This window comes from Rhodococcus sp. 14C212, assembly GCF_011058195.1.
Lineage (GTDB): Bacteria > Actinomycetota > Actinomycetes > Mycobacteriales > Mycobacteriaceae > Rhodococcus > Rhodococcus aetherivorans.
Window position 1 is genome coordinate 1 of record NZ_JAALEH010000081.1, and the last position, 26,618, is coordinate 26,618.

General features: G+C 71.4%; 22 protein-coding genes. 11 read left to right on the forward strand and 11 right to left on the reverse strand.

Annotated features, from left to right (window positions below):
- Together G6038_RS24300 and G6038_RS24305 are read right to left on the reverse strand one after the other, a co-directional pair.
- Positions 1-2,675: condensation domain-containing protein (locus G6038_RS24300; RefSeq protein ID WP_165040532.1), on the reverse strand; the 2,675-nt coding region annotated here is incomplete at its 3' end.
- A gap of 661 nt (positions 2,676-3,336) precedes the next feature.
- A complete protein-coding gene (locus G6038_RS24305; protein WP_165040533.1) occupies positions 3,337-4,890 on the reverse strand; it encodes an AMP-binding protein in 1,554 nt (517 codons plus the stop codon).
- 176 nt (positions 4,891-5,066) lie between these two features.
- On the opposite strand from G6038_RS24305, the gene G6038_RS24310 reads away from it, so the two are divergent.
- The 7 genes from G6038_RS24310 (at position 5,067) to G6038_RS24340 (ending at position 10,948) form a co-directional block, all read left to right on the forward strand.
- Positions 5,067-5,858: an FAD-binding oxidoreductase gene (locus G6038_RS24310; RefSeq protein WP_165040535.1), complete on the forward strand. Its 792-nt coding sequence runs from the start codon at positions 5,067-5,069 to the stop codon at positions 5,856-5,858.
- Between the two features lie 120 nt (positions 5,859-5,978).
- Entirely contained in the window at positions 5,979-7,139 is a 1,161-nt protein-coding gene (locus G6038_RS24315) for a 4Fe-4S dicluster domain-containing protein (protein ID WP_165040537.1), read from the forward strand.
- Positions 7,136-7,597, forward strand: a complete 462-nt coding sequence (locus tag G6038_RS24320) for a cyclic nucleotide-binding domain-containing protein (protein WP_165040539.1) — start codon at positions 7,136-7,138, stop codon at positions 7,595-7,597. Before G6038_RS24315 ends, G6038_RS24320 begins: the two co-directional genes overlap by 4 nt.
- Positions 7,587-8,447: an FAD/NAD(P)-binding protein gene (locus tag G6038_RS24325; protein WP_165040541.1), complete on the forward strand. Its 861-nt coding sequence runs from the start codon at positions 7,587-7,589 to the stop codon at positions 8,445-8,447. The genes G6038_RS24320 and G6038_RS24325 overlap by 11 nt, the downstream gene beginning before the upstream one ends.
- On the forward strand, positions 8,447-9,220 hold the full coding sequence (locus G6038_RS24330) for an oxidoreductase (RefSeq protein ID WP_165040543.1): 774 nt from the start codon (positions 8,447-8,449) through the stop codon (positions 9,218-9,220). The genes G6038_RS24325 and G6038_RS24330 overlap by 1 nt, the downstream gene beginning before the upstream one ends.
- Positions 9,204-10,496 carry a Ni/Fe hydrogenase subunit alpha gene (locus G6038_RS24335; RefSeq protein ID WP_165040545.1) on the forward strand — a complete coding sequence of 431 codons (1,293 nt, stop codon included), beginning with the start codon at positions 9,204-9,206 and terminating at the stop codon, positions 10,494-10,496. Before G6038_RS24330 ends, G6038_RS24335 begins: the two co-directional genes overlap by 17 nt.
- Positions 10,493-10,948 (forward strand): hydrogenase maturation protease, encoded by a 456-nt coding sequence (locus tag G6038_RS24340; RefSeq protein WP_165040547.1) that lies wholly within the window; start codon positions 10,493-10,495, stop codon positions 10,946-10,948. The genes G6038_RS24335 and G6038_RS24340 overlap by 4 nt, the downstream gene beginning before the upstream one ends.
- 13 nt (positions 10,949-10,961) lie before the next feature.
- On the opposite strand, the gene G6038_RS24345 is transcribed toward G6038_RS24340, so the two are convergent.
- Positions 10,962-12,677 (reverse strand): 3-ketosteroid-delta-1-dehydrogenase, encoded by a 1,716-nt coding sequence (locus G6038_RS24345; RefSeq protein ID WP_165040556.1) that lies wholly within the window; start codon positions 12,675-12,677, stop codon positions 10,962-10,964.
- A 294-nt stretch (positions 12,678-12,971) separates the two neighbouring features.
- Between G6038_RS24345 and G6038_RS24350 the strand changes: the two genes are divergently transcribed.
- From G6038_RS24350 to G6038_RS24360, 3 genes are all read left to right on the forward strand, one after another.
- Positions 12,972-13,361 carry a nuclear transport factor 2 family protein gene (locus tag G6038_RS24350; protein WP_165040558.1) on the forward strand — a complete coding sequence of 130 codons (390 nt, stop codon included), beginning with the start codon at positions 12,972-12,974 and terminating at the stop codon, positions 13,359-13,361.
- Positions 13,362-13,450: 89 nt separating this feature from the next.
- On the forward strand, positions 13,451-13,990 hold the full coding sequence (locus G6038_RS24355) for a flavin reductase family protein (protein WP_165040560.1): 540 nt from the start codon (positions 13,451-13,453) through the stop codon (positions 13,988-13,990).
- Positions 13,991-14,091: 101 nt separating this feature from the next.
- The gene (locus G6038_RS24360; RefSeq protein WP_165040562.1) at positions 14,092-15,081 is read left to right on the forward strand and encodes an LLM class flavin-dependent oxidoreductase; all 990 of its coding nucleotides are present in this window, start codon (positions 14,092-14,094) and stop codon (positions 15,079-15,081) included.
- Positions 15,082-15,175: 94 nt separating this feature from the next.
- On the opposite strand, the gene G6038_RS24365 is transcribed toward G6038_RS24360, so the two are convergent.
- The 4 genes from G6038_RS24365 to dnaK are packed head-to-tail and all read right to left on the reverse strand — an operon-like array spanning position 15,176 to position 19,283.
- Positions 15,176-15,583 (reverse strand): helix-turn-helix domain-containing protein, encoded by a 408-nt coding sequence (locus G6038_RS24365; RefSeq protein ID WP_165040564.1) that lies wholly within the window; start codon positions 15,581-15,583, stop codon positions 15,176-15,178.
- On the reverse strand, positions 15,583-16,764 hold the full coding sequence (gene dnaJ / locus G6038_RS24370; protein WP_165040566.1) for a molecular chaperone DnaJ: 1,182 nt from the start codon (positions 16,762-16,764) through the stop codon (positions 15,583-15,585). Before dnaJ ends, G6038_RS24365 begins: the two co-directional genes overlap by 1 nt.
- Positions 16,765-16,797: 33 nt before the next feature.
- On the reverse strand, positions 16,798-17,442 hold the full coding sequence (gene grpE / locus G6038_RS24375) for a nucleotide exchange factor GrpE (protein WP_165040568.1): 645 nt from the start codon (positions 17,440-17,442) through the stop codon (positions 16,798-16,800).
- Positions 17,439-19,283 carry a molecular chaperone DnaK gene (dnaK, locus tag G6038_RS24380; RefSeq protein WP_165040570.1) on the reverse strand — a complete coding sequence of 615 codons (1,845 nt, stop codon included), beginning with the start codon at positions 19,281-19,283 and terminating at the stop codon, positions 17,439-17,441. The genes grpE and dnaK overlap by 4 nt, the downstream gene beginning before the upstream one ends.
- A 241-nt stretch (positions 19,284-19,524) precedes the next feature.
- Here dnaK and G6038_RS24385 point away from each other — a divergent pair, with 241 nt between their 5' ends.
- The gene (locus G6038_RS24385) at positions 19,525-20,022 is read left to right on the forward strand and encodes a hypothetical protein (RefSeq protein ID WP_165040572.1); all 498 of its coding nucleotides are present in this window, start codon (positions 19,525-19,527) and stop codon (positions 20,020-20,022) included.
- Between the two features lie 810 nt (positions 20,023-20,832).
- On the opposite strand, the gene G6038_RS24390 is transcribed toward G6038_RS24385, so the two are convergent.
- The 4 genes from G6038_RS24390 to G6038_RS24405 all read right to left on the reverse strand — a co-directional run bounded on the left by G6038_RS24390 (position 20,833) and on the right by G6038_RS24405 (position 26,529).
- Complete coding sequence (locus tag G6038_RS24390) at positions 20,833-21,000, reverse strand: hypothetical protein (RefSeq protein ID WP_165040574.1); 168 nt, start codon at positions 20,998-21,000, stop codon at positions 20,833-20,835.
- A 69-nt stretch (positions 21,001-21,069) separates the two neighbouring features.
- The gene (locus tag G6038_RS24395) at positions 21,070-22,521 is read right to left on the reverse strand and encodes a dynamin family protein (RefSeq protein ID WP_165040576.1); all 1,452 of its coding nucleotides are present in this window, start codon (positions 22,519-22,521) and stop codon (positions 21,070-21,072) included.
- Complete coding sequence (locus tag G6038_RS24400) at positions 22,518-24,344, reverse strand: dynamin family protein (RefSeq protein WP_165040578.1); 1,827 nt, start codon at positions 24,342-24,344, stop codon at positions 22,518-22,520. Before G6038_RS24400 ends, G6038_RS24395 begins: the two co-directional genes overlap by 4 nt.
- 118 nt (positions 24,345-24,462) lie before the next feature.
- A complete protein-coding gene (locus tag G6038_RS24405) occupies positions 24,463-26,529 on the reverse strand; it encodes an IniB N-terminal domain-containing protein (protein ID WP_165040580.1) in 2,067 nt (688 codons plus the stop codon).
- Positions 26,530-26,618: the final 89 nt, after the last annotated feature.

Below are 26,618 nucleotides of genomic sequence, written 5' to 3' on the forward strand. Positions count from 1 at the left end.
ACCCCCTGACCCGCCCGCGCCTGCTCGGCCAGCGCCGCCAACCCCCGATGGGTGACCACCACGCCCTTGGGCACCCCCGTCGAGCCCGACGTGAAGATCACATACGCGGTGTTGCCGGTCCGCAGCACAGCACCCCGGTCCGCATCGGTCACCGGCGCCGTCGACCGGCTCGCACACCCGGCCACCGTCTCGGCCGCATCGAGCACCAGCCACCGCACCGTGCCCGGCAGCCGCTCCCGCTCCGCGGCCACCGTCACCCCCAGCACCGCCTGCGAATCGGTGAGCATGTGCTCGATCCGCTCGGCCGGATGATCCGGATCCACCGGCACGAACGCACCGCCCGCCTTGGCCACCGCCCAGACCGTCAGCACCGACTCCACCGAGCGGGCGATCGCCACCGCCACGAACCGCTCCGGGCCGGCGCCTCGCTCGATCAGCACCCGCGCCAACCGGTTCGATCCCTCGTCCAGTTCCCGATACGTCATCTCGGTGCCGCCACAGCACACCGCCACCGCGTCCGGATGGCTCGCCGCCGTCGTCAGGATCTGTGGCAGGGTCCGCGCCGGCAGCGGCGCCGCCCCGCGCACCGGCGTCAGCATCTTCCGTTCGGCGGGGCCGAGGATCCCGACGTCGCCGACAGGGATGTCCGGCTCGGCGGTCACCACGTCGAGGATCCGCACGAACCGCTCGGCGAATCCGCACACGGTGCCGTCGTCGAACAGCTCGGTGGCGAATGTCCACACCATGCGCAGTCCGGCCGGCTCACCGTCCTCCCCGAACCCCTCGGCCACCGACAGCTGCAGTTCACAGTCGGCGGTCCCGGGATCGGGAAGCGGTGGGTTCCGGAATCCGAGTGCCACCCGGAACAGCGGGAAATGCGACTTGTCGTGGTCGGGCTTCAGCTCTCGCGCGACCCGGTCGAACGAGACATCGGCGTTGGCCACCGCGGCACGATCGGTCTGCCGTACCCGTCCGAGGAGGTCGACGAACGTCTCCGCCGGGTTCACGTGGGTTCGTAGGACCACCGTGTTGAGGCAATCACCGTTCGTTCCGCCCGCACCCGGGTCCGGTGCCCGCACCACCGACGTTCCGACGGCGATGTCGTCGGTGCCGCCGAGACGCGCCAGCAGTATCACCAGTGCGGCGTGCACTGCGGTGAACACACCCGTGCCGCGCTCGCGGGCGAGGGCGGTCAGACGTCGGTGTATCCGGGCGTCCACGGAGGACTCGATCCGGTCCCGGCGGGCCGACGGGTGCGCCGGTCGCGGCCGGTCTCCGGGCAGTTCGAGCGTTTCCGGACGGTCGGCCAGCACGGACTTCCAGTAATCCAACTGGGCCGCGTCCCGGTAGCGGCGGGCACCCTCGCGGGCACTGGACTCGTGGACGGAGTCGAGCGCGACGTCCGGGGCCGCCGCGACGAACTCCTCGAGAAGTTCGGCTACCCGACCGCACTGTGCGTGCACCTCCCCGTCCGAGTAACGGCTCGGATCGGCCCGGAACTCGAGGAGCGTCTGCGCCGGCGTGCCGCTCCGGTACACGGAGATCACGCGGTCTCCGACCGGCCCGCGGGACAGGACGTGGATCCTGCCGACGACTGCTCCGAGCTGCAGCTTCTGGTCGAACAACATCACGTTGACCAACGGCACGGTGAACCGCGACATGGTGTTCGCGTGCCCCGCCGCCCGATGGATGTCGTCGATACCGCAGCCCTGGTGGCGCAGCGCCCCCACCAGTTCGCGTTGAACCCGCTCCTCCAACTCCCCGACGGTGTCCCCCGGATGAACGCTCACCCGGAGCGGCACGACATTCACGAGCATGCCGGCCGAACGCCGCAGTTGCGCCGTCGTACGGGCCGACACCGGGATGTTGACGAGTACCTCACGCTTGCCTTCGAGCCGGGAGAAGTAGCACGCGAACGCCGCAAGTATCACGGCGGCGGAGCTCGCGTGCACCGGCCGCGGCGCCTCGAGCTGCCTCGTTGCCGCGTCCGACAGCGGTACGGTTTCGAGCACGTTCCGGGCCGCCGCAGGCACCGGCTCGGCACCGGCGCCGTCCGACATGCCCTCGAGCCGCTGGGCCCAGTACTCGAGGTCCGCGGCGAAGCGAGCCGAGGCCCGATACTTCTGATCCTTCTCGTAGAGGGTGCGCAGGTTCGCCGCCCCGCCTGGTCCGGCGTCGCGATTCTCGAGCGCGGCGTTGTACAACTCCGCACCCCGGTTGAGCAGGATCGCCCCACCGTAGCCGTCGAGCACGATGTGGTGCGCCTTGACGTAGACGAGGTAGTCGACGTCTCCCGTTTGCAGGATGACCAGCGTGCACAGTCGGTCGTGCAGCAGGTCGTACGGGAGCGCGGCGTCCCGGCGCATCCATTCCTCGGCCGCGACCGCCGGGTCGGGTCGGTCGCGGAAGTCGGTGAAACCGGTTTCGAAGCTGAGCGTGGGATCGACAATCTGGTACGGCTGGCCGTCGATCTCGATCAGGCGCAGGAACACCGTCTCGAACTCGCGGCTCGCGCCGGCGGACGTGGCGCGAAGCAGCTCGAGGTCCAGATCTCCGTGAAACTCCACGTATTGGGATATGCAGAGAGGCATTTCGGGGGCGAGGCGCTGGGCGAGCCAGATCCCGTACTGCGCCGGCGACAGAGGAAATGCCCCGTCCGGGACCGTGGTGGGCACCGAGCTTCGGTATGCCTGTGGATGTACGGCGTTCACGACGAAGCCTCTCGAATACCGGCCGCGCACCGGCTGCAAGCACATGGACGTCCGGTGGAAGCCGGACAGGGGGACGGGAACCCCGACAACGAAGAGGGCAGCTACACGCTACGAATTCACACCACACGGCGTCGCCACATGCCGTGCGGTCGGGGAGGAAGTCGATTCACTGCTGGTGGACACGCGGTAATCGTTCCCCCCGGGAGCGGCGGACCGCGACGGAGAGCGGACGAGCGCTCCGGCCCCTGCACCGGAGCGGCCCGCTGCCACCTGGATTCTGTGTTCGTCCGTAAGAGCATGACGAAGTGCCTTCGATACGGCCCCGACGTCTGTCGATCACGATGCGCCGACCGCCCGACGGATGGCCCCCTGCCGGTTCCGGCTGCTGCCGAAGCCGAAAACTGTTCCGACGATCTGCGCTGGGCGGCACCTCCGAGTCTGTCGCGGGTGGAGCCGTGTGATCCGGTTCAACCGTAGCCTTGCGTCGACGACGCGCACAAGAAAATCGGCACATCGCCGATACCGCCTCCGGACACTCGCACGTGCGGGCATTCGAGGCTCAGCGCCGAATGTCTATTTCGTCCATATCGATTCGCGCGTCCGAATCGAGAGGGTACCCGGGTGGCTACCGGTACGACGCGCGCAGGGTCTTCTTGTCCAGCTTGCCCAGCGGGGTGAGCGGCAGCGCGTCGAGGAAGTCGACGGACTTCGGTGCGTGGACGGAACCCTTTGCGGCGCGCACCTTCTCGATGATCTCCTCCGCAGTGACCGACCGGCCGTCGCGCAGCACGACGCAGGCCTTGACGGCCTCGCCCCATTTGGCGTCGGGCACGCCGACGACCGCGACGGACGCGACCGCCGGATGCGCGGAGACGACGTCCTCGATCTCGCGGGGGAAGACGTTGAATCCGCCGGTGACGATCATGTCCTTCTTGCGGTCGACGATGGTGAGGAAGCCGTTCTTGTCGGCCCGGGCGACGTCGCCGGTGTGCAGCCAGCCGCCGCGCAGCGCCTCGGCCGTCTCCGCGGGCTTGTTCAGATACCCCTTCATCACCAGCGGCCCGCGCACGCAGATCTCGCCGAGTTCACCGCGTGGCACCTCGTTCAGGTCGTCGTCGAGCAGTCGCACGTCGAGCCACGGCACGGGCCGGCCGCAGGTGGCGAGGCGTTCCGGATCGTCGGCGAGGTGGTCCTCCTTGCGCAGCACGGAGATGGTCATGCCGCATTCGCTCTGTCCGTAGAACTGGAAGAACACCGGGCCGAGCCGCTCGATGCCCTCCCGCAGCCGCGCCGGGGACATCGCCGACGCGCCGTAGAACAGGGTCTCGAGGCTGGACAGGTCGCGGCGGTCGACATCGGGGTGGTCGAGCAGCAGGTAGATCATCGTGGGCACCAGCATGGTGGCGTTGATGCGGTGCTTCTCGATCGTCTCGAGCACCAGGCCCGGCTCGAAATACGGCAGCACGTAGAGGGATCCGCCGCGCAGCAGCGTCGGGACGAAGAACGCGGCGCCGGCGTGCGAGAGCGGCGTGCAGATCAGGAAGCGCGGCTCGTCGGGCCACTGCCATTCGGCCATCTGGATCTGGGTGAGCGTCGCGCCGGAGCGGAACGAACCCATGACGCCCTTCGGTTTGCCGGTGGTGCCGCCGGTGTAGACGATGCTCGACGTATCCTCGGCCGCCACCGGCGCGGCGACGAGCCGCTGCGGCGTGAACTGTGCGGCCAGCGCGAGGATGTCGGTGCCGACCTCCGACGGACCGAGGGAGAAGACGTTCTTCAGCGTCGGCACCTGCGCCCTCAGTTCGGCGGCGCGTTCCTCGAAGTGGTTCGGGTCGAAGATGAGGGTCTCGATGGCGGCGTCGTCGACGATGTAGAGGTGGTCCGACAGCGAACCCATGGGATTGAGCGCGCTGTTGCGGCAGCCGGCGACCATCGTCGCGCCCATCGAGATGAGAACCTCGGGGCGGTTCTTCGACAGCATCGCCACCGACGATCCCTGCCCCACCCCGACCGAGGCGAGTGCCTGCCCGAACCGGCTGATCTCGTCGCGCATCTCCCCGCCGGTGAGCACCACGTCGCCGAGGTACAGGGCCGGCTTCTCGGCACTGCGCTCGAGGGCGGTGATGAGCAGGTCCGCGGTGAACACGGGCCGATGCAGGTCGGCGTACTCCTCGGTCATTGAGAGTCCTTCTCCTCGATGGTCAGCGTGGTGACGGCTCGACGTGGCGGGGGTCACCCCCTCCGTCACCATAACCACATTCGCGGCAGAATTGGAACATGTTTCATTTCAGGACGGGGCTGCGGCCCTGCCCTAGAGTGGGGCCACCTTCACGCTCGAGCACCGGGAGTCACACCATGCAGCCGGCCGGACAGACCCTGCACACCACCGACACGGTGTGGTCGGCGACCGTCGTCGAGCACCATCGTCTCCGCCACGACGTCGCGGTGGTGCGTCTCGAATGCGACGACACGATGGTGCCGTTCGCGCCCGGGCAGTACGTCGACGTCACCGTGCCGCAGCATCCCCGGCTGCCGCGCCGCCTCTCCCCCGCACTGCCGCCGTCGCTCGACGGCAAGCTCGAATTCCACGTCCGGACCGTCCCCGGCGGCTGGGTCAGCGGCAGCATCGTCACCGCCACCCGGCCCGGCGACGTGTGGACGATCGGCGCGCCGCAGGGCGGCAACCTGCACGTCGACGACTCCGGCCGCATCGTGATCATGGTGGCCGGCGGCACCGGTCTGGCCCCGCTGAGGGCGCTGATCCTCGACGTCGCGCGCCGGCCGAACCCGCCTCAGACCTTCCTGTTCGTCGGCGGCCGCACCCCCCGCGACCTGTACGCCGCCGACATGCTGATCCTGCTCGCCGAGACGCTGCCGTGGCTGACCGTGGTGCCGGTGGTCGAGTCGGTCGACGACCCCGGGATCCCCGACGAGTGGTACGACCGCATCGTCGCCCACGTCGGCGATCCCGGGTTCCACCCCGACGAACTGCTCGAGGGCGGCCTCGACGACGTGGTCACCTCCTACGGGGCGTTCGGCGAGCACCAGGTGCTCGTGTGCGGGTCCGCGGCAATGGTCCGCGCGACCCTGCACAAGCTCGTCGAGACCGGGACTCCCGCCGAGAACATCCGGTTCGACCCGTACTGACCGGGCTGCGACGGCCGGCCGGTTGACCGGGCGGTACGCCCGCGACGATACTCGAGGGGCCACCAGCGCGACGAGTGAGGGCTGCGCCGGGTCGTGACCGTTCGAATCACGGGAGCTGCCATGGGTATTGCGGACTCGCACGCCGAGCCCCCGACGCCGGCCATCCTGTCCCGCGCCCACCTCGACCGGCTGATCGAGGTGCTGCAGGCCGAGGGATACCGCGTCGTCGGCCCCACCGTCCGCGACGACGCCATCGTGCTCGACGAGCTCGAGTCGGGGCGACAGCTGCCCGACGGGTGGGGCGTGTCGACCGCACCCGGGCGGTATCGGCTCCGGCGGCGCGACGACACCGCCGTGTTCGGCCATTCCGCGGGCCCGCAGTCGTGGAAGCAGTTCCTGCACCCCCCACGACAGCAACTGTGGTCGACTGCGCCGGACGGCAGCTACCGGGCCCCACCCGCGGACGAGACCCGGTACGCGTTCCTCGGCGTCCGCGGCTGCGACCTGGCCGCGATCGGCATCCTGGGCACGGTGCTGACCCGCGGCGCCCATCCCGACGGGGCCACCGCACGCCGGTTCCGCCGGCTGTTCGTCGTCGCGGTCAACTGCACCGAACCGGGCGAGGTCTGCTTCTGCGCCTCGATGGCCACCGGACCCGCCGCGGGCCCGGGCTACGACCTGGGCCTGACCGAACGCGTCGACGAGCAGGGACACCGTTTCCTCGTGGACGTCGGGACCGACGAGGGCGCCCGCATCCTGGACCTGCTCCCCCACCGTGACGCCACCGCGGACGAGACCACCGGCGCCCGCAACGCGGTGGCGGCGGCCGGCGACCGGATGGGACGGAGCATGCCCGAGGTCGACCTGCGCGCGATGCTCCGCGCCGCCCGCGAGGCGGACGTCTGGGAGGATGTCGCCGATCGCTGCCTGACCTGCGGAAACTGCACGATGGTGTGCCCCACCTGCTTCTGTACGTCGACGGAGGACGTCACCGACCTCGCCGACGGGCACGCCGGCCGGTGGCAGCACTGGGCGTCCTGCTTCGAACCGGACTTCTCCTACATCCACGGCGGTGACGTCCGGGCGTCCGGCCGGAGCCGGTACCGGCAGTGGATCTCGCACAAACTCGGCACCTGGCACGACCAGTTCGGCAGCTCGGGATGTGTCGGCTGTGGCCGGTGCATCGACTGGTGCCCGGTCGGCATCGACATCACCGAGGAGGCGGCCCGCCTCACCGGCGCGCTCGCCACCCACGACGACGAGACGGACGGGCACCGATGACGACCCCACCGCTCGACGGCATCCGGGCCCTGGCGGGGCTGGGCCCGGAGGCGCGGGATCGGATCGCCGCGCTCTCCCACCCGGTGCGGTTCGCCGCCGGGGAGCACGTCTTCCACGAGGGCGGGGAGGCGCGCAGTTGCTGGCTGCTCCAGGAGGGCCGGGTGGATCTGTACACGGTGGTGCCCGGCCGCGGCCAGGTCACCCTCGACACGTTCGTCGAGGGTGACGTCCTGGGATGGTCGTGGCTGACGCCGCCCTACCGCTGGCACTACGGGGCCGTCGCGGCCGCCGCGACCTCGGCTCTGGAGGTGGACGCCGCGGCGCTGCAGGCGCTGAGCGAGGCCGACGCCGAGTTCGGGTACGCGGTGATGCGGGCCCTGTTCGGGGCCCTCCTGGAGCGGTTGCAGGCCACCCGGGCGCGACTGCTGGACCTGTATGCGGATTCCGATGCTCGGTGACCTCGCGGACGACACCGCAGCGGCGCCGGGCGCGCCGATGCTGCCCAGCGCCCATCGAGTTCGCTCGCGGACCGTCGAGACCGCCGATGCGGTGACGCTGTCGCTGGCCCCGCTGGGGGCGCCGCGACCGCCGTTCCGGCCCGGCCAGTTCATGATGCTCTACGCCCCCGGGGTCGGCGAGATCGCGATCTCGATCAGCGGGGATCCCACCGACACGACCGGGGAGCTGGTCCACACCGTACGGAAGGTGGGTGCGGTGAGCCGGGCGTTGCACGACGCCGAGCCCGGCGCGATCGTCGGCGTGCGCGGCCCGTTCGGGACGGGCTGGGACCTTAAGTCGTGCACGGGCCGGGACCTGGTGATCGTCGCCGGCGGGGTGGGGCTGGCCGCGGTGCGGGCCGCCGTTCTCGGCGCGGTGGCCGCGCGCGACGACTTCCGGCGCGTCGTGCTCGTGGTCGGAGCACGCCGGCCGGCCGAGATCCTGTATCGGCGCGAGCTACAACACTGGGCCGACGGCGGCGTGGAGGTCCGGCTGACGATCGACCAGCCGGTGCAGGGCTGGTCCGGGTCCGTCGGGTTCGTCACCGAGCCGCTGGTCCGGCTGGACCTCGATCCCGGACGGACGACGGCGCTGCTGTGCGGGCCGGAGGCGATGATGCGGTTCTCGGCCCGGGTGCTGCTGGGCAAAGGGATTCGGCCCCCGGATATCCGGGTCTCGCTCGAACGGAACATGCAATGCGGGATCGGGCTGTGCGGGCACTGCCAGCTCGGCGAGATCCTGCTCTGCCGGGACGGCCCGGTGCTGGACTACGCGGTGGCCGGACCGCTGCTGCACGTACGGGAGCTGTGATGGACAGGCCGAAGCTCGCGGTGTGGAAGTTCGCGTCGTGCGACGGATGTCAGCTGTCCGTGCTGGACTGCGAGGACGAACTGCTCGCGCTCTCCGGTGCGGTGCAGATCGCCCACTTCCTCGAACTGTCGAGCGCCGTCGACGACGGCCCGTACGACCTGTCACTGGTCGAGGGCTCGATCACCACCGCCGCGGATGTCGCGCGCATCCACCGGGTCCGGGAGCGGTCCCGGACCCTCGTCACGATCGGCGCGTGCGCAACCGCCGGCGGCATCCAGGCGTTGCGCAACTTCGCCGACGTCGCCGAGTTCACCTCGATGGTCTACGCCCACCCGGAGTACATCGAGACCCTCGCGACGTCGACGGCGATCGCGGCGCACGTGCCGGTCGACTTCGAGTTGCGCGGCTGCCCGATCGACCGGCGCCAGTTGCTCGAGGTGATCACCGCGTTCCTGGCCGGCCGCCGGCCGAACATCCCGAACACCAGTGTGTGCACCGAATGCAAGCGCCGGGGGTTGACCTGTGTGATGGTCGCCGACGGCACGCCCTGCCTCGGTCCGGTGACCCACTCCGGCTGCGGCGCCCTGTGCCCGGCCCAGTCGCGCGGCTGCTACGGCTGTTTCGGACCGACGGCCGACCCCAACATCGCGTCGCTGGCCGGGTGGCTGCGCACGTGCGGCATGAGCGACGACGACATCGACCGCGCCTTCGCGACGTTCAACGTCGGCGCCCCCGTACTCGCCGAGAGGCACCGCCGTGAGCGGGAACCGTAGAGAACTGACGGTCCGTGCTCTCGCCCGCGTCGAGGGCGAGGGCAGACTGAACGTGTCGGTGCGCGACGGTCGGGTGCAGCGCGCGGAGCTGAACATCTACGAGCCGCCCCGGTTCTTCGAATCGTTCCTGCGGGGACGCGACTTCCGCGAGCCTCCGGACATCACCTCCCGGATCTGCGGGATCTGCCCCGTCGCCTACCAGGTCAGCGCCTGCAATGCACTGGAGCAGGCCTGCGGGGTCGAACTCGACGAGCCGGTGCGGAACCTGCGCCGCCTGCTCTACTGCGGCGAGTGGATCGCCAGCCACGTGCTGCACATCTACTTCCTGCACGCCCCCGACTTCCTCGGTCTTCCCGACTCGATCGCCCTCGCCGAGCGTCACCGGAGCGCGCTCGAACGCGGGCTGGCCCTGAAGAAGGCCGGCAATGCGATCCTCGAGCAGGTCGGCGGACGGCCCATCCATCCGGTCAACGTGCGGATCGGCGGCTTCTACCGCGCGCCGACCCGCACGGAGCTCGCCCCGCTCGCCGAGCAACTGCGCCGGGCCCTCGACGACGCGCTCGACACGGTGCGCTGGGTGGCCGGGTTCGACTTTCCCGATGTCGATCTCGGGCACGACCTGCTCGCCCTGCACCAGCCCGGCCGCTACGCCATCGAGGACGGGCAGATCCGGTCGTCGACCGGATCCTCCTTCGCCGCAGCACAGTTCCCGGACCATGTGGTCGAGCACCAGGTTCCGCACTCGACGGCCCTGTACGCGCGGCTCGACGGACGCCGGTATCTGACCGGACCCCTGGCCCGGTACACCCTGAACTCCGCGCAGCTGTCGGACACCGCACGACAGTCGGCACACGAGGCGGGGCTGGGAGCGCAATGCCGTAACCCGTTTCGCAGCATCGTTGTTCGCTCCGTCGAAACCGTCTACGCGGTGGAGGAGGCGCTCCGCCTGATCGCCGGGTACGAGCGTCCCGGCCGACCCGGCACCGACGTCGCCGCCCGCGCCGCGACGGGGCACGGCGTCAGCGAGGCACCGCGTGGACTGCTGTACCACCGTTACGAGCTCGGCGACGACGGGCTGATCCGCACGGCCGTGATCGTGCCACCGACCTCCCAGAACCAGGCCGCCGTCGAACACGACCTGCGCACGCTGATCGCCGGCAACCTGGACCTGTCCGATGCCGATCTGACGTCGCTGTGCGAACAGGTGATCCGCAACTACGACCCGTGCATCTCGTGTGCCACGCATTTCCTCGACCTCACGATCGACCGCGGGTGATCGCGACGGACTTCGTGGTGATCGGCGTCGGCAACGAGTACCGCCGCGACGACGGCGTCGGGCCCGCGGTGGCCCGGGAGGTGGGCCGGTCCCGGCCCGGATGGCGGGTCCTGATCTCCGACGGCGAGCCGACGGCAATGCTGGACGCGTGGGCCGGGACGCGGTTGGCGGTCGTCGTCGACGCCACCGTCGGCACCGGTCCGCCCGGCGCGATCCGGCGCCACGAGATCGGGGAGGCGAGCCTCGCCCGCCGCTCGCGACACGCCGGCTCGCACAGCCTCGGCCCCGCCGAGGCGTGGGCGCTGGGCCGGATCCTGGGCGCCGATCCGGGTCGGGTCGTGGTCTACACGATCGAGGTGACGGAGGTGGGTTACGGCGCCGGCCTGACGCCCGCCACCGCCGCGGCACTGCCCGCCGCGGTGCGGGCAGTGATCGACGAATGCGAGCGGTAACGCCGTTACCGAGTCATCCGTTCGCCGGAACGGCTGCCTTCGCGGCGTCCTGCGCGGCGATGTAGCCGAACACCAGACCCTGACCGATCGTCGCCCCCGCACCCGGGTACGTGTTGCCGAAGGCGTTGGCGGCGGTGTTGCCGATCGCATAGAGACCGTCGATCACACTGCCGTCCTCGCGCAGCACCCGCGCCCGCTCGTCGGCCTGCACGCCACCGCACGTGCCGAGGTCGCTCAGCGTCATCTTCACCGCGTAGAGCGGCCCTTCGGTCAGTGGCCGCAGGTTCGGGTTCGGCTCGACGGTCGGATCGCCGTAGTACCGGTCGTATGCGCTTCGCCCACGACCGAATTCGGAGTCCGTTCCCGCCGCGGCGTCGTCGTTGAACCGGCGGAAGGTCTGCGCGAACGCGTCCTCCGGTATCCCCATCGAGCGCGCCAGTTCGACGGGATCCGTGGCCCGGTGCGCGATGCCCGCCTTGTACCAGGAGTCCGGGATCGGCTGACGCGGGAACAGCCCCGCCGCGAACAGGTAACTGTTGCGGTACTTCTGGTCGAAGACGATCCACATCGATTCGACCGGGTCGCCGGCCCGTTCCCGCTCGAGGATCCGCTGACCGAACGACATGTAGTCCGAGGACTCGTTGGTGAACCGGCGGCCCGTGTGGTCCACGATGAACGAGCCCGGCAGGGACCGTTCCGCCAGCATCACCAGCGGCGGCTTGCCCGGGGCGGTCGGCGCGACGGCGGGGAACCACCATGCCTGATCCATCAGGTCGAGGCCGGCGCCCACCTCCTGGGCGACCTTGATCGCGTCGCCGGTGTTGCCTTCGGCGCCGAGGCTCTCGTTGTCGGCGAGCCTGTCGGACTGGAACTTCCGTCGCATGGCCATGTCGTGGTCGAACCCGCCGGCCGCGAGAACCACACCGCGACGGGCGGTCACGGCCACCTCACGGCCGTTCTGGACGAGGACGGCACCGGTCACCCGATCGCCCTCGACGACCAGCCGCACGAGCGACGTCTCGGTCCAGACGGGGATGCCGGCGCGCAGCACCCCCGCGAACAGGCCGGCGCCGATCGCCTGCCCGCCGGCGACGTACTGCCGGCCGAGCGCGAGGCCGCCCACGCCCTGCGCCAGCCGCCGGAAGACGCGCGGGAATCCCTTGAGGGGAACCCGCATCATGAGGTTCAGCCACTTGTAGTCGGCGCCGGTGGTGGGCATCGGCAGCCCCGCCTCCATCAGGCCGGGGCGCAACCGTCCGCGCTCGTCCCCGAGCACCGACGTGTCGAACGGCCGGCACTCACAGGTACGCCCGACCGCGGCGCCGCCCGGCAGCTCCGGGTGGTAGTCGGCGTAGCCCTCGGCCCAGAAGAATTTCATCGGCGTGGTGCGCCGGAGCATCTCGACGGTCGCGGCGCCGTGATCGACGAACGCCTCGCCGCGCTCGGCCGGCGCCGAGCCGTCGACCACCGACCGCACGTAGGTGTGGCCCCGTTCGGCGGTGTCGCCCGAACCGGCCTCGCGCAGCACCGGGTTGGCGGGCACCCAGAACGCGCCGCCGGAGCGCGCGGTGGAGCCACCGACGTAGCTTGTCTTCTCCACGATCAGCGCCGACAGTCCGAGCTCGTGCGCGGTGAGCGCGGCGGCCATACCGGTGCCGGACCCGATCACGAGCAGATCCACGGTGGTGTCGTGGGCGGGGGTCACGGCCGGTACGGGACTCGTCGCCATTTCGAATTCTCCTTCACATCGTCGCTGCCTGGTCGGGTCGCGCCTCGGCACGAGGCGACCCACTGCACGCATGCCCGACGACGCTAGGACAGTTCCGCCCCACCGGCGGGCGGGTTCCCGCCCACCGGGACGCAGACCTGCCGCTGTGGGCGCGTTCGCCACCAGCCTCACGGCAACGCGCGCAGACGGGGCTCCGCAACCTCCCGATGCGTGGGACGACGACCCCGACCGGGTCCAGGGTGGCGCTAGCGTCGACTCGTCTCGCGACGAACCGTCGATCCCACAGGAGCAGCCATGACCACGTCCGGCACCGTCACGCACGCCGAACGCATCCGCGCCACCGTCGTCGCGTATCTGGCGGCCGTCGCCGACGGCAGCGGCGCCGGCATCGCGGCCCTGTATGCGGAGGACGCCACACTCGAGGACCCGGTCGGCTCCGCGCCGAGAACCGGACGGGCGGCGATCGCCGAGTTCTACCGCGCACTCGAGGGCTCCCGGCGCGAGACCGAACTGCTGGCGCTGCGGGTGGCCGGGTCGTGCGCGGCGTTCCATTTCAAGGTCGTCACCGAGACCGGGGGCCGGGTGTACGAGATCGAGCCGATCGACGTGATGACCTTCGACGACCAGGCCCGGATCACGAGCATGCGCGCCTACTGGGCGGCGTCGGACATGCGGCAGCGCTGACGGCACCGGCACGGTCCGCCGGACGCCGGTCGCAACCCGGCGCCGGAATGACGGACACTGGAGAGATACGGAACGGCGAGAGGAACCTTATGGGCGCGGAACACACGGTGCTCGATCCCCGGACGATGCGCGACGTGCTGGGCAACTTCTGCACCGGCGTCACCGTCGTGACCGGCCACGACGGCCACGAACCGCTGGGTTTCGCGTGCCAGTCGTTCGCGTCGGTGTCCCTGGATCCGCCGCTCGTGTCGTTCTGCCCCGCCCGCACGTCGCGGACCTGGCCGAAGATCCGTGAGATCGGCACCCTCGCGATCAACGTCCTGGCCCACGACCAGCGCGACACGTGCATGGCGTTCGCCGTCAGCGGCGGCGACAAGTTCACCGGCGTGGACTGGACGCGCGGCGACAACGGAGCCCCCGCGATCGCGGGCGCGCTGGCCCGCATCGAGGCCACCGTCGAGGCCGAGCACGACGCCGGCGACCACACCATCGTCGTCGCGCGTGTGACGGGGCTGACCGCGCTGCACGACGACGGACCGCTGTTGTTCTACCGCGGCGGCTTCGGCCGGTATGCGGGCGAGACGCTCCTCGACCCCCGCAGCGCCACCGATGTGAACCCGGTGCGGTGAGCGGCGAGGCGCACGTCACGGAATAGTGGACCGGCCGGTGTGGTTGGACCGATCGTGTGCCCGGATCCCGACACCGGGCCCCGGACACGCGAAGGATCCAGGTGACCACACCACTATCGATTCTCGACCTGGCTCACATCGGCCGCAGCGAAACCGCGCGCGACAGCTTCGCCGCGAGCGTGGACATGGCGCAGCGCGCCGAGCGGTGGGGCTACCGCCGCATCTGGTACGCCGAACACCACAACATGCCGACCATCGCCTCGTCGGCCACCAGCGTGCTGATCGCGCACGTCGCCGCCCACACGTCCACGATCCGGCTCGGCGCCGGGGGCATCATGCTGCCCAACCACTCGCCGCTGACGATCGCCGAGCAGTTCGGCACCCTCGAGACGTTGCATCCCGGCCGCATCGACCTCGGTCTCGGCCGTGCCCCCGGCAGCGACCAGAACACCCTGCGGGCGTTGCGCCGCGACCCGTCCTCGGCCGACAGCTTCCCGCAGGACGTGCTCGAGCTGCAGGGCTACCTGCGCGGCACGTCGCGCATTCCCGGCGTCGACGCCGTCCCCGGCAAGGGCACCGACGTGCCGCTGTACATCCTCGGCTCGTCGCTGTTCGGCGCGAAACTCGCCGCGCTGCTCGGCCTTCCGTACGCGTTCGCGTCGCACTTCGCGCCGCAGGCGCTCGAGGACGCCGTCGCGCTGTACCGGCGCGAGTTCCAGCCGTCCGAGCAGCTCGCCGAGCCGTACGTCATCGCGGGCGTCGGCGTGATCGCCGCGGACACCACCGACGAGGCGGACGCCCTGTTCGAGGCCACGAAGCGACAGCGCATCCGACAGATGCTCGGCCGTGGCCGCACCTTCACCGACGACGAGGTCGAGATGCTGCTCGACGCCCCCGCCGGGCAGCAGGTGCTGCAGATGCTGCGGTACACCGCCGTCGGCACCCCGGCCGAGGTGCGTGCCTACCTCGACCGGTTCACCGAGCGCGCGCAGGCCGACGAGCTGATCGTGGTGTCGTCGGCGCCGGGACGCAAGGCGTGGCTGCGTTCGCTCGAGCTGCTCGCCGACGTCAGCGGGCTCGTCCCGGCCTGAACGGCCGAATGTCACATCGCGTCGATCTGATCGACGCGATGTGACATTCGGCCACAACGGTATTGGGTGACCGCGGCCGCAGGGGGCCGCGCGTCTACCTGTCGCGCTGGTGCTTCGGCTTCCAGACCACCAGCGCGTTGGAGCGCGGCACCGGCACCAGCGCGCGGCGCGACGCGTGCAGTTGCGCTATCTCGCTTGCCATCTCGGCCAGCCGCTGCTGCAGGGCCTCGACCTGATTGGTCAGCTCGATGATCCGCTTGATGCCCGCGAGGTTCACGCCCTCGTCCTGCGACAGGCGCTGCACCTCACGCAGCAGCGCGACGTCGCGCGGGGAGTAGCGGCGCCCGCCGCCCCGCGTGCGGTGCGGGGTGACGAGGCCGAGCCGGTCGTAGTTGCGCAGCGTCTGCGCGTGCATGCCGGCCAGCTCCGCCGCCACCGAGATCACATAGACCCGGGCGTCGGGGTCCATCGGCGAATCGTGCCGGTTGCGGTTCTCGCTCATCATGCACCTGCCCAGCCCGCCCGCGGATCGAAGCCGCTCGCCTGCTCCGCGTGCATGTAGATCCGCAGTGCGTCGATCGCCTGGTCGTCAAGGTTCTGGGGTACGGCCACCTTGACCGTCACCAGCAGGTCGCCGGCGCCGCCCCCGCGCTTGGGGACGCCACGCCCGCGGACCCGCAGAACGCGCCCGTCGGCGGTACCGGCCGGGATCTTCAACCCGACCCGGCCCTCCAGGGTGGGGACCGAGACGGTGGTGCCGAGCACCAGCTCGCCGTAGCTGACCGGCAGCACCAGCGTCAGGTCGTCGCCGTCGCGGCCGAACACCCTGTCGGCGCGCACGTGCACGGTGACGAACAGGTCACCGGGCGGGGCGCCGCGCAGTCCCGCCTCGCCCTGGCCGGCCAGCCGGATGCGCTGGCCGTCCCGGACCCCGGGTGGGATCCGCACCGTGATGGTGCGGGTGCGGTTCTGGATGCCGCTGCCGCGACAGTCCGTGCAGGGCTCGTCGATGATCGAACCGGTGCCCCGGCAGTCGTCGCACGGCTCGGAGAATCCGAACGCACCCTGGTTGCGCGAGACGATGCCACTTCCGTTGCAGCGCGGGCACACCCGCGGGCTGGTGCCGGGGCGGGCACCACTGCCGTGGCAGGTGGTGCACGGCGCCGGGCTGGTCAGCCGCAGCGGGACGGTGACGCCGAGGGCCGCGTCGCGGAAGTCGAGCGTGGTCTCGGCGTCCACGTCGGACCCGCGCCGGGGCTGCGACGTGGTGCGCGCGCCACCGCCGCCGGCCCGGTTGAACAGGCCGCCGAACAGGTCGCCGAGACCGGCGTCACCGGCCCCACCGCCGCCGCCACCGAACAGGTCACCGAGATCGAAGGTGGTGGTGCCGCCGGAGAACCCCCCGCTGCCGGCGCCGGGACGGAACCCGCCGCCGAAGCCGCCGGAGGCAAACAGCTGCCGGGTCTCGTCGTACTCCTTGCGCCGGGCCGGATCGGACAGCACGGCGTACGCCTCGCTGACCGCCTTGAAGCGCTCCTCCGTCCGGGTGTCGCCGGGGTTGGCGTCGGGATGCAGGTCCCGTGCCAGCTTGCGGTAGGCCTTCTTGATGTCGTCGGCCGACGCGTCGGAGGAGACGCCCAGCTCCTTGTAGAAGTCCTTCTCGATCCACTCCCTCTGGCTCACCGGGCGTCTCCTCCTCTCGCTGTTTCCCTGTACTTACTCGTTGTCCGCACCGGACGCCGGCTTTTCCGCCGGTGCGTCGCCCGACGGGACCCCGTCCGTCACGGTCACCATCGCGTGCCGCAGGATCCGCTCACCGAGCCGGTATCCCTTGCGCAGCACCGTGTCGAGCACCGGGCTGGCGCCGTCGCCCTCCATGTGCACGGCCTCGTGGATCTCCGGGTCGAAGGCGTCGCCCTCGTCGCCGAAGGGCTGGAGCCCCAGGCCCGACAGGACGCCGTTCAGCTTGTCCGCCACCGACTTCAGCGGCCCCTGCTCGAGGTCGCCGTGGGCGCGGGCCCGGTCGAGGTCGTCCACGACGTCGAGCAGCTGGGTGACCACCGAGGCCTTGGCCGCCTCGGTGGTGACCACCCGCTCGCGCTCCACGCGACGCCGGTAGTTGGCGTACTCCGCGGTGAGGCGCTGCAGGTCCGCCGTGCGCTCGGCCAGCTGAGCCGACTCGGGCGACGGTTCGGCCGCGAGCGCGGCCTCCTCGTGTTCTCCCGCAGCCGGAGCCTCGGTGTCCGCACCGCCGACGGGCTGCGACCCGGTGTCCGGGTCGCGAACCTCGAAGGTGTCGGGGTCGATCCGACGCTTGTCGGTGACGGTCACCGGCTCCTGCTCGGGCTTCTCCGCCGTCACTTCTTCTCCGAGTCGGTCGGCTCGTCGACGACCTCGGCGTCGACGACGTTGTCCGAGCCGGCGGCCGCGCCGTCACCGGCGGCCGCACCCGCGTCGGCGGCCTGCGACTCGTACAGGGACTGGCCGAGGGCCTGCGACTCCGTCCCGAGCTTCTCGACGGCGGTCTTCACCGCGGCGATGTCCGTGCCGGCGAGGGCGTCCTTGGTCTCCTTGATCGCGGCCTCGACCTTGCTCTTGGCGTCGGCGGCGACCTTGTCCCCGTTCTCCTGGAGGAACTTCTCGGTCTGGTGCACGAGCGACTCGGCCTGGTTGCGGACCTCGGCCTCCTCGCGACGCTTGCGGTCCTCCTCGGCGTGCGCCTCGGCGTCCTTGATCATCCGGTCGATCTCCTCCTTGGAGAGGCCGGAGCCCTCCTGGATCTTGATCGTGTTCTCCTTGCCGGTGCCCTTGTCCTTCGCGGTGACGTGCACGATGCCGTTGGCGTCGATGTCGAAGGTCACCTCGATCTGCGGGACGCCGCGCGGAGCCGGGGCGATGCCACCGAGCTCGAACGAGCCGAGCAGCTTGTTGTGCGCCGCGATCTCACGCTCACCCTGGAAGACCTGGATCTGCACCGACGGCTGGTTGTCGTCGGCCGTGGTGAAGGTCTCGGAGCGCTTGGTCGGGATGGTGGTGTTGCGCTCGATGAGCTTGGTCATCACGCCACCCTTGGTCTCGATGCCGAGGGACAGCGGGGTGACGTCGAGCAGCAGCACGTCCTTGACCTCGCCCTTGAGGACGCCGGCCTGCAGGGCGGCGCCGACGGCGACGACCTCGTCCGGGTTCACGCCCTTGTTGGGCTCCCGGCCACCGGTCAGCTCGCGCACCAGGTCGGTCACGGCGGGCATGCGGGTCGAGCCGCCGACCAGGACGACGTGGTCGATGTCCTTGACGGCGATGCCGGCGTCCTTGATGACCTGCTGGAACGGCGCGCGGGTGCGGTCGAGCAGATCCGAGGTGATCTTCTGGAACTCGCTGCGCGAGAGCTGCTCGTCGAGGAACAGCGGGTTCTTGTCCGCGTCGACCGTGATGTACGGCAGGTTGATGGACGTCGACTGCGAGCTCGACAGCTCGATCTTCGCCTTCTCCGCGGCCTCGCGCAGACGCTGCAGGGCCATCTTGTCCTTGGTCAGGTCGACGCCGTGCTGTGCCTTGAACTTCTCGACCAGCCAGTCGACGACGCGCTGATCCCAGTCGTCGCCACCGAGGTGGTTGTCGCCGGAGGTCGCGCGGACCTCGACGACGCCGTCGCCGATCTCGAGCAGGGACACGTCGAAGGTGCCGCCGCCGAGGTCGAAGACCAGGATGGTCTGTTCCTTCTCGCCCTTGTCCAGGCCGTAGGCCAGGGCCGCAGCAGTGGGCTCGTTGACGATGCGCAGCACGTTCAGGCCGGCGATCTGCCCGGCCTCCTTGGTGGCCTGCCGCTGCGCGTCCTCGAAGTAGGCGGGGACGGTGATGACGGCGTCGGTGATCTCCTCACCGAGGTAGGCCTCCGCGTCGCGCTTCAGCTTCATGAGCGTGCGCGCGCTGATCTCCTGCGAGGTGTACTTCTTGCCGTCGATCTCCACGGTCCAGTCGGTGCCGATGTGACGCTTGACCGAGCGGATGGTGCGGTCGACGTTGGTGACCGCCTGGTTCTTGGCGGGCTGGCCGACCAGCACCTCGCCGTTCTTGGCGAAGGCGACGACCGACGGGGTGGTGCGCGATCCCTCGGAGTTGGCGACCACTACGGGCTCGCCGCCCTCCAGAACGGAAACGACGGAGTTGGTGGTTCCGAGGTCGATACCGACCGCACGAGCCATAGTGTTTCTCCATTCTTCGCTGCGGCACACCGGTGTGCCGCATAGGTGTCCTTGCCCAACTTGAGCCGGATCGGCTCAGCTGAGCGCAGTCGACTCAAGCTTGCACCCGCCCGGAATCCCGAGTCAAGTCAAACTTGAGTCTATATCGCTCAAGTTGTCTGCTTCCTCCAACGGCAGACCACCCCACGATGTTCCCTTTGTGACTCGGATCACGAGAATCGCGGGAGGCTACGATCCCGGGGTGAGCACGCGCCCGCAGCCGCCCCGCCCGGAGTTCTCGGTCACCCCGCTGCACCCCACCGACTCCCCCGGACCGCGCGTCGGCGCCGCGGTCTCGGCCTGGGTCCTGTCGTTCGTCGTCTTCGCCGGACTGCTCGGCGCCGTCCTCCTCGACCGCGAACCCGTCCGGGATGCCCTCGAGCAGTCCCTGCGGAGCGCCAACCCCGGCACCACCGCCGAGAGCATCGCCGACACCGTCGCCCTCACCCTCGCCGGTTTCGCCGCCGCCGGCCTGCTCCTCGTCCTGCTCGCCGTCGTCTTCCTCGAACTCCTGCGCCGCGGCCACCCCCGGGCGCCCCTCGGGCTCGCCGTCGTCTCCGCCGCCACCGTCGCCACGGCCGTCGCCGCCCGCAGCGTCCTCGCCGACGCCGGCGACGCCACCGCCGGCGTCCTGCTGTGGGCTCCCCTGCTCTGGGCCGGGCTCACCGTCGTCGGCGCCGTCGCGGCCCGGCGTCGCTGACGTCGGAGTTCGTCGCGCGCGACAGTGCCCGTTGCGCGCGTTCTTACGCGCGCAAGCCGCACCGACGCGCGCAAGGAGTTGTCCACAACCAGCAGCTTCATCCACAGATCCGGCCCGCACGTCGCCGAGTGCGCGCGACCGATGGATGTCCACCCCACTCTGGACGGCATGAACGACCCGACACCACTGCGGCGCCCGGCCCTGATCGCTTCCGGACACACGCCTGCCGAACTACGCAACGCCCTGCGTACGGGGGGACGACTGCGGAGGATCGCTCCCGGCATCTATCTCCGCCGGGACGACACCGACGGCCTCGACGACGTGGACCGGCATCGGCTCCGCCTGCGGGCCATGGCCCCCTCTCTGGACACCGACGCGGTGTTCAGCCACGTCTCGGCCGCCGTCCTCCACGGCTTCGACGTGTGGAACGTGGATCTCTCCCGCGTGCACGTCACCCGTAAGCGCACGTCGGGCGGCCGCCGAACCCCGAATCTGCACGTCCACGTCGGCGGCTACACCGCCGACGAGATCGACACGTGCGACGGGCTGCCGGTCACCTCCGCTGCCCGCACCGTCGTCGATCTCGCCCGCACCCTGCCCGCGGACCGAGCCGCGGTGATCGGTGACTCGGCGCTGCGGTTGCACTCCGTCGACGACGGCGCGCTGTCCGTCGCGCTGGCAGCTGCAGGGACGAAGGCCGGTGTCGCCTCCGCACGGCGTGTGGTGGCGTTTCTGGACGGGCGCAGCGAGAGTCCCGGCGAATCCCTCAGCAGACTGCGGATGCGCGACGCCGGAATGCCCCGACCGCAGCTACAGCACGAGCTGCGCACGGCCGACGGCCGATTCGTCGCTCGCACCGACTTCTACTGGGAGGGAATCGTCGGCGAGTTCGACGGCATGGGTAAGTACGGTGCCGACGAGCCCGGCGTGACCGCCGAGATCGTCCGCCGCGAGAAGCTGCGGGACGTTGAGAACCACCGCGCCTTGCGCGCGAAACTTCTTCCTGCGCTGGTTCTTACGCGCGCAGGAAGCACCGTCGCGCGCGGATCAACCTGCGACGTCGGCGAGGATGCCCTCCCCGCTGCGCGCCGCCACGCTGCACGCGTTTGCGGTGAACCGGTCGAGCAGGGGATGCTCGGCGCGGGCACGCCAGGTGCGGACGGCGGCGACGCCGGCGGCGTGGATCTCCGCGGCGGTCGCATCCGGCCCGAGGCCCAGCCGCTGGGCAGGGCCGATGCCGAAACCGCCGATCAACCGCTGCAGTTCGAGCAGGTCGTTCTCGCCCAGCGCGACCCGGGTCGAGCGCAGGCGGCCGAGCAGGCGCAGCTCGGCGAAGCCGTGGACGTCGGCGAGCAGTCGCTGCACCGAGGCGAGCAGCGGGCCGTCGCGGTGGGCGCGCAGGACCCGCTCGAGCGACATCAGCGCCGAATGCGCCTTGAGCTGATCGGCACGCTGGCCGAACTGCACGTCGATCACCTGACGCAGTTCGTCGAGCCCGCTGCGCGCCACCAGTTCCGCGGCCAGCGTCGGCGAGTCGCGCACCCCGAGATGGATCAGCGTGACGGCCATGCGGATCCCGAACAGGCCGAACCGGTCGACCAGATGCGCCCGCGTCCCCGGATCGACAGGCAGCGCGATGTCGGGGCGGGCGAACCGATCCGCCGACAGCATCGCCACCTGAAGCTCCTGCGACGGCACCTGCGCGAGCGCCTCGAACGCGGCGAACTCGCTCTGCCGCAACGTCCGCGCGCCCAGCGCGAGCAGCCCCGCGACCGGCACGACGGCCTGGCACAGCCCGGTGCGCTCGAGCTCGCCGGCGAACCGGGCCGCGACCTCCTTGGCGGACATCATCGCGTCCATGCGGCCGGCGCCGACCTCGTCGGCGCGGGACACCACGCCGATCACGCCGAGCGGGCCGGACTCGCCGCCCACGTGCTGGCCGATCCGGCCGAGGAACTGCACATCGGCGGCACCGAGGGTACGCATCAGGTAGACGACGGCGTCGGCGCCGGACGCTTCGTCGTCGGGGGTCAGCAGCTCGAATGTCCGGGCCGAGACGTCCTGTGACAGCGACGACGTGCCCGGAGTGTCGATGATCGTGGTCTGGGCGAGCGCGCTCGCCGGCCACTCCACGTCGATGCGGTCCACCCGCTCCGCGGTCAGCTCGCCGAGGTCGAAGGTGAGCCGGCCGTCGCGGCGCTGCACCGGCACCGGGAGGATCCGGTCGCCGTCGTAGCGGGCGGTGACCGAAGGGGTCGAGCCGCTGCGGTACCACGTGACGACGCGCGTGCACTCGGTGGCGTCGGTGGGGGCGATGTCCTGCCCGACGAGGGCGTTGAGCAGCGTCGACTTGCCGGCTTTGAGAGAGCCGGCGAGCGCGACGCGCAGCGGCTGCTCGAGCCGCGCCGCACACAGCGCGAGCTGCTCGGCGGCGCGCGGGTCGCCGCCGTACCGGGCCCGCGCGTGGGCGACGAGCTCGCGGGCCTGCTCGACGCTCACGCGTCGGCCCCGGCCAGCTGCGCGGCCCGCTCGCGGAGGGTCGTCAGCGCACGCACGTGCGTCTCGAGTTCGGCGATGCGGCGCTGCCGCTGCGCCTCCTCGACCGTCGCGGCCTCCTGCGCGGCGCGCAGCGACTCGGACAGCGACCGCAGCGTCTGCTCGGCCAGCTCGGTGAAGTGGTCGCGCAGCTGGCGCTGGATCAGCCGGAGCCGGTCCTTCGACTCCTTGCCCACCTGGAAACCGACGTCGTCGGTGAACTTGCGGACGGCGACCTTGGCGTCGGCGCGGCGCTTGGCGATGCGCGCCTGCTTGTCGTCGCGATAGGCCTTGGTGCCGAGCACAACTCCCGCCCCGACGGAGATCGGGTTGACCAGCGCCATGCCCATGAGCGTGGTGATGAGCCCGAACATGAGCACGCCGCCGTAGGAGCCCTTCATCCCCACGAGCATCTTCTGGCCGACGCCGATACGGCCCGACTCGAGGTCCGAGAGCCGGGAGACGGGCTCGAGCAGCCCCTCGAGGTCGCCGAGGCGCAGATCCGGCAGGTCCACGGCGCCGCTGTCGGCGAAGTGCCGGGCGACGACCTCCGCGAGCCACACCGAACGTTCGTGGGCCCACACGAAGTTGTCGCCGACGGATTCGGCGACCTGCTCGCCGAGCCATTCCCCGATCCGCGGCCACTCCTCACCGGGGTCGCATTCGTCGACGGTGGCCTCCGCCTCGCGGGTGACCCGGCGCAGCCGGTCCCGCAGGTCGTGGTCGATGTCGGCGGCGAGGTCGGCGATGCCGTCGGCCAGGGTCTGCTGCCACTGGGCGGCCCGGGTGCGCAGCGCCTCCGCGGCGCTCTTGGCGCGCTGCAGTTCCGCGACGGCCGCCGCACCGGTCTCGGGGTCGCGCAGCGCCGCGAGCTCACTGCCCAGGCCGAGCGCGACGTGCTCGACGACCGACTTCACGTCCAGCGCGACGGACCGCCGGGCGGCGTCGGCGCCGCGTGCGACGACCCGCTCGCGGAGGAACCCGTACACCGATTCGAAGCCCGACTCCTCGTGCAGCGACGCGTCGTCGAGGCGCAGGGCGTGGCTGCGCAGCAGCGACGAGACGGGCAGCAGGGGCACGTCGAGGCCGGCGCGCTGCAGGTGCCCGCGGTCGGCGGCGACGATCTCGCGCCAGTGCGGGTACAGGTCCGTCTTGGTGATCAGCACCGCCGCGGCCGGGCACAGCTGCAGCACCTGCCGCAGGAAGCTCAGCTCCGGCTCGGTGAACTCCTGGCTGGCGTCGGAGACGACGAACACCGCGTCGGCCGCCGGAAGCAGACCCAATGTTGCTGCGGCATGCGGGTTTCCGTGCCCGCCGACACCGGGGGTGTCGACGAGGACGAGACCGTCGGCGAGCAGCGGGCTCGGCACGTTCACCTCGAGCCGCAGCACGTCCCGGCCGCCCGCGCGCGGCGTGCCGGGCGTGACGCGCTGCAGCTCGTCGATGGGCAGGTCCACCCGGACGGGATCGCGACCGGGCTCGGCGAGCACGAGTTCGGCGAAGGTCCGGTCGGCGTTCTGCACGACGGTGGGCACGGCGGTGGTCTCGTCGTCGCCGACCGAGCACACCTCGAGGTTGAGGAGCGAGTTCACGAACTGGCTCTTGCCCTGTTTGAGCTGGCCGACGACGACGACCCGCAGCCGGGGGTCGACGACGCGGGTGCGCGCCGCCCCGAGCCTGGCGGCGAGGTCACCGCGCTCGGCGGCGCGGATGTGTTCGGCGGCGGCGTCGATCAGTTCGACGAGGGCCGCGCGGCGAGCGGCGGCATCTGCGGACGACGTGTGCATGGTGATCGCTTCGACTCGCCTTCTGTCGGAGTGCGGGCTGCACCGAGATTATGTCCTCCGCGACGAACGCCGACCCCGCGTGGTGCACGCGGGGCCGGCGCCGGGTCCGTGCGGTGAGTCAGCCGAGGAAGGTGTCGGAGTCGGTGCCGGCACCGGCGTCGATCCCGCCGTGCAGATCGGCGTCGGCACCGGTTTCGGCGGAACCGAACAGGCCGCCGGTGCCGCTCGCGCTGCCGAAGACGTCGCCGGCGTCGATGGACGACCACGCGTCCGTCGTGCCGTCGGCGGCTCCCGAGAGCTGGCCGCCGAGCTGCGAGGTGCCCTCGGCCGCGCCGCCGATGCCCGCACCGAGCGAAGCGCCGGCGTCGGTGGCTCCCTCGAGTCCGCCCGTGACGGCGCCGCCGACCTGCGACGCGCCACCCACGGCGCCTTCGAGGCCGCCGCCCAGATCGGTCGCACTGTCCAGGCCGCCCGCCAGGCCACCGCTCAGCTCGCCGCCCAGATCAGCGGCACCCTCCATGCCTCCGGTCAGGCCGCCGCCGAGCCCCGCACCGAGATCCGCGGCGCTCCCGAGCCCGCCGGTCAGTCCCCCGGCCAGCCCGCCGCCCAGGTCCGCAGCCCCGTCGAGACCGCCCGTCAGTCCCCCGGACACGCCGCCGGTGAGACCGCCGACCGCCTCGCCGCCGCCGGCGAGCTGCCCGCCGAGGTCGAGCGCGCCGTCGAGGGCGTAGCCGAGCTGGCCGGTCAGGTCCGCGTCGGCGCCGAGACCGCCGCCGATGGTGGTGGCCAGCTGAGAGCTCAGGTCCACGGTGGAGTCGAGTGTTCCGCCGAGGCCGGCCTCGAACACCCCGCCGAGCGCCGAACCGAGGTTCGCGCCGGCTTCCCCGCCGACGGAGAACGCGGAGCCGAGCACCGCGGACAGGGTGCCGTCGGCGTTGGATTCGACGGACGTGGACAGGTCGAGCGCGACGTCGAGGGCGTTGCCGAGCTCGAGGGTGGCGGAGTTCTCGAGGCCGAGCGCGCCGCCGAGGAGGCCGCTGACCGCGGTGCCGAGGTCCACGCCGCCGGAGGCGTCGCCGCCGAGGAGGGCGCCGAAGTCGAGGCCGCCGACGAGCCCACCGTCGGCACTGCCCTCGAGTACGGCGCCGAGGGTGCCACCGAGATCACCGGCGACGGAGCCGCCCGCCTCGAGCAGCGCGGACAGGGAGGCTCCGAGTCCGGCGGTCACGCCGGTGACGGCGTCGAGGCCACCGCCGAGGTCCAGGCCACCGGCGAGCCCGGTACCGACCTCGAGCACGGATTCGAGGGCGCCGCCGAGCTGTCCGGCGAGTTCGGTGCCCAGGCCCAGCGTGCCGCCGAGGGTCGCGCCGACGGCGGTCGCGAGGTCCGCGCCACCGGCGAGGGCAGAGTCGACCGCGGCGGAGAAGCCGCCGCCCGCGGCGAACGCGGTGTCGAGCAGACCGCCCAGCGCCCCACCGAGCTGGCCGCCGAGCTCACCGCCGACGCCGAAGGCGGCCTCGAGCGCACCCGACAGGTCCAGAGCGGTCCCGGCCGTCGCGCCGAGCGCCGCGTCGAGCGCGGCACCCAGGTCCGCGACGACGCCGGTGGCGGCGTCGAGCCCGAGGCCGCCGGCGAGGGCGCCGGAGAGCGCCGCGCCCAGATCCAGGTCGAGCGCGCCGGAACCGATGCCGCCGAGCGCGCCGCCCGCGCCGAGGGCCGCTCCGAACGCCGCACCGAGTGCGGCACCGAGATCGCCGCCGAGTTCCAGGGCCGCGCCCAGCGTGCCGGCGAGATCTGCGGCCAGCTCGGCCGCGAAGTCGGTGTCGATGCCGAGACCGCCACCGAGACCGCCGCCGACGGCACCCGCCAGGCCGAGGCCCGCCCCGCCGGCGAGACCGAGACCCGCGCCGCCGGCCAGGCCACCGGCGAGACCGCCGGCCGCACCGGCACCGATCGCGCCGGCCGCACCCGCCGCCCCGCCGAGCGCCGCGGTCAGCTCGGCGGCCGTCCCCGCGAACAGTCCGGTGTCGGCGACCAGGGGTGCGACGGCGACGATGTCGGCGTGGCACACGTCGCCGAGACCGGCCTGGGCCAGGGCGGCGTCGGGGTTCGCGCAGTAGCGGGCGAGGGCCTCTTCGTCGCGCAGCAGGCTGAGGATGAAGTCGAGCACAGCGTTGGTGGACATCGCATCTCCTGAGGTCGGTGTTCTGCGATTCACGCTACGAACGGCCCGTCCCCCGCCCAAGGGGGCGGAGTCCCCCATCGGTCCGGGGC

Excerpts from the sequence above, each read along its gene's own strand:
- G6038_RS24355 (WP_165040560.1), top strand. The coding sequence starts at position 13,451 with ATGGGCGCGGAACACACGGTGCTCGATCCCCGGACGATGCGCGACGTG.
- G6038_RS24315 (WP_165040537.1), top strand. The coding sequence starts at position 5,979 with ATGGGTATTGCGGACTCGCACGCCGAGCCCCCGACGCCGGCCATCCTG.
- G6038_RS24330 (WP_165040543.1), top strand. The coding sequence starts at position 8,447 with ATGGACAGGCCGAAGCTCGCGGTGTGGAAGTTCGCGTCGTGCGACGGA.
- dnaK (WP_165040570.1), bottom strand. The coding sequence starts at position 19,283 with ATGGCTCGTGCGGTCGGTATCGACCTCGGAACCACCAACTCCGTCGTT.
- G6038_RS24405 (WP_165040580.1), bottom strand. The coding sequence starts at position 26,529 with ATGTCCACCAACGCTGTGCTCGACTTCATCCTCAGCCTGCTGCGCGAC.
- G6038_RS24400 (WP_165040578.1), bottom strand. The coding sequence starts at position 24,344 with ATGCACACGTCGTCCGCAGATGCCGCCGCTCGCCGCGCGGCCCTCGTC.
- G6038_RS24325 (WP_165040541.1), top strand. The coding sequence starts at position 7,587 with ATGCTCGGTGACCTCGCGGACGACACCGCAGCGGCGCCGGGCGCGCCG.
- G6038_RS24310 (WP_165040535.1), top strand. The coding sequence starts at position 5,067 with ATGCAGCCGGCCGGACAGACCCTGCACACCACCGACACGGTGTGGTCG.
- G6038_RS24345 (WP_165040556.1), bottom strand. The coding sequence starts at position 12,677 with ATGGCGACGAGTCCCGTACCGGCCGTGACCCCCGCCCACGACACCACC.
- G6038_RS24305 (WP_165040533.1), bottom strand. The coding sequence starts at position 4,890 with ATGACCGAGGAGTACGCCGACCTGCATCGGCCCGTGTTCACCGCGGAC.
- G6038_RS24320 (WP_165040539.1), top strand. The coding sequence starts at position 7,136 with ATGACGACCCCACCGCTCGACGGCATCCGGGCCCTGGCGGGGCTGGGC.
- G6038_RS24350 (WP_165040558.1), top strand. The coding sequence starts at position 12,972 with ATGACCACGTCCGGCACCGTCACGCACGCCGAACGCATCCGCGCCACC.
- G6038_RS24365 (WP_165040564.1), bottom strand. The coding sequence starts at position 15,583 with ATGAGCGAGAACCGCAACCGGCACGATTCGCCGATGGACCCCGACGCC.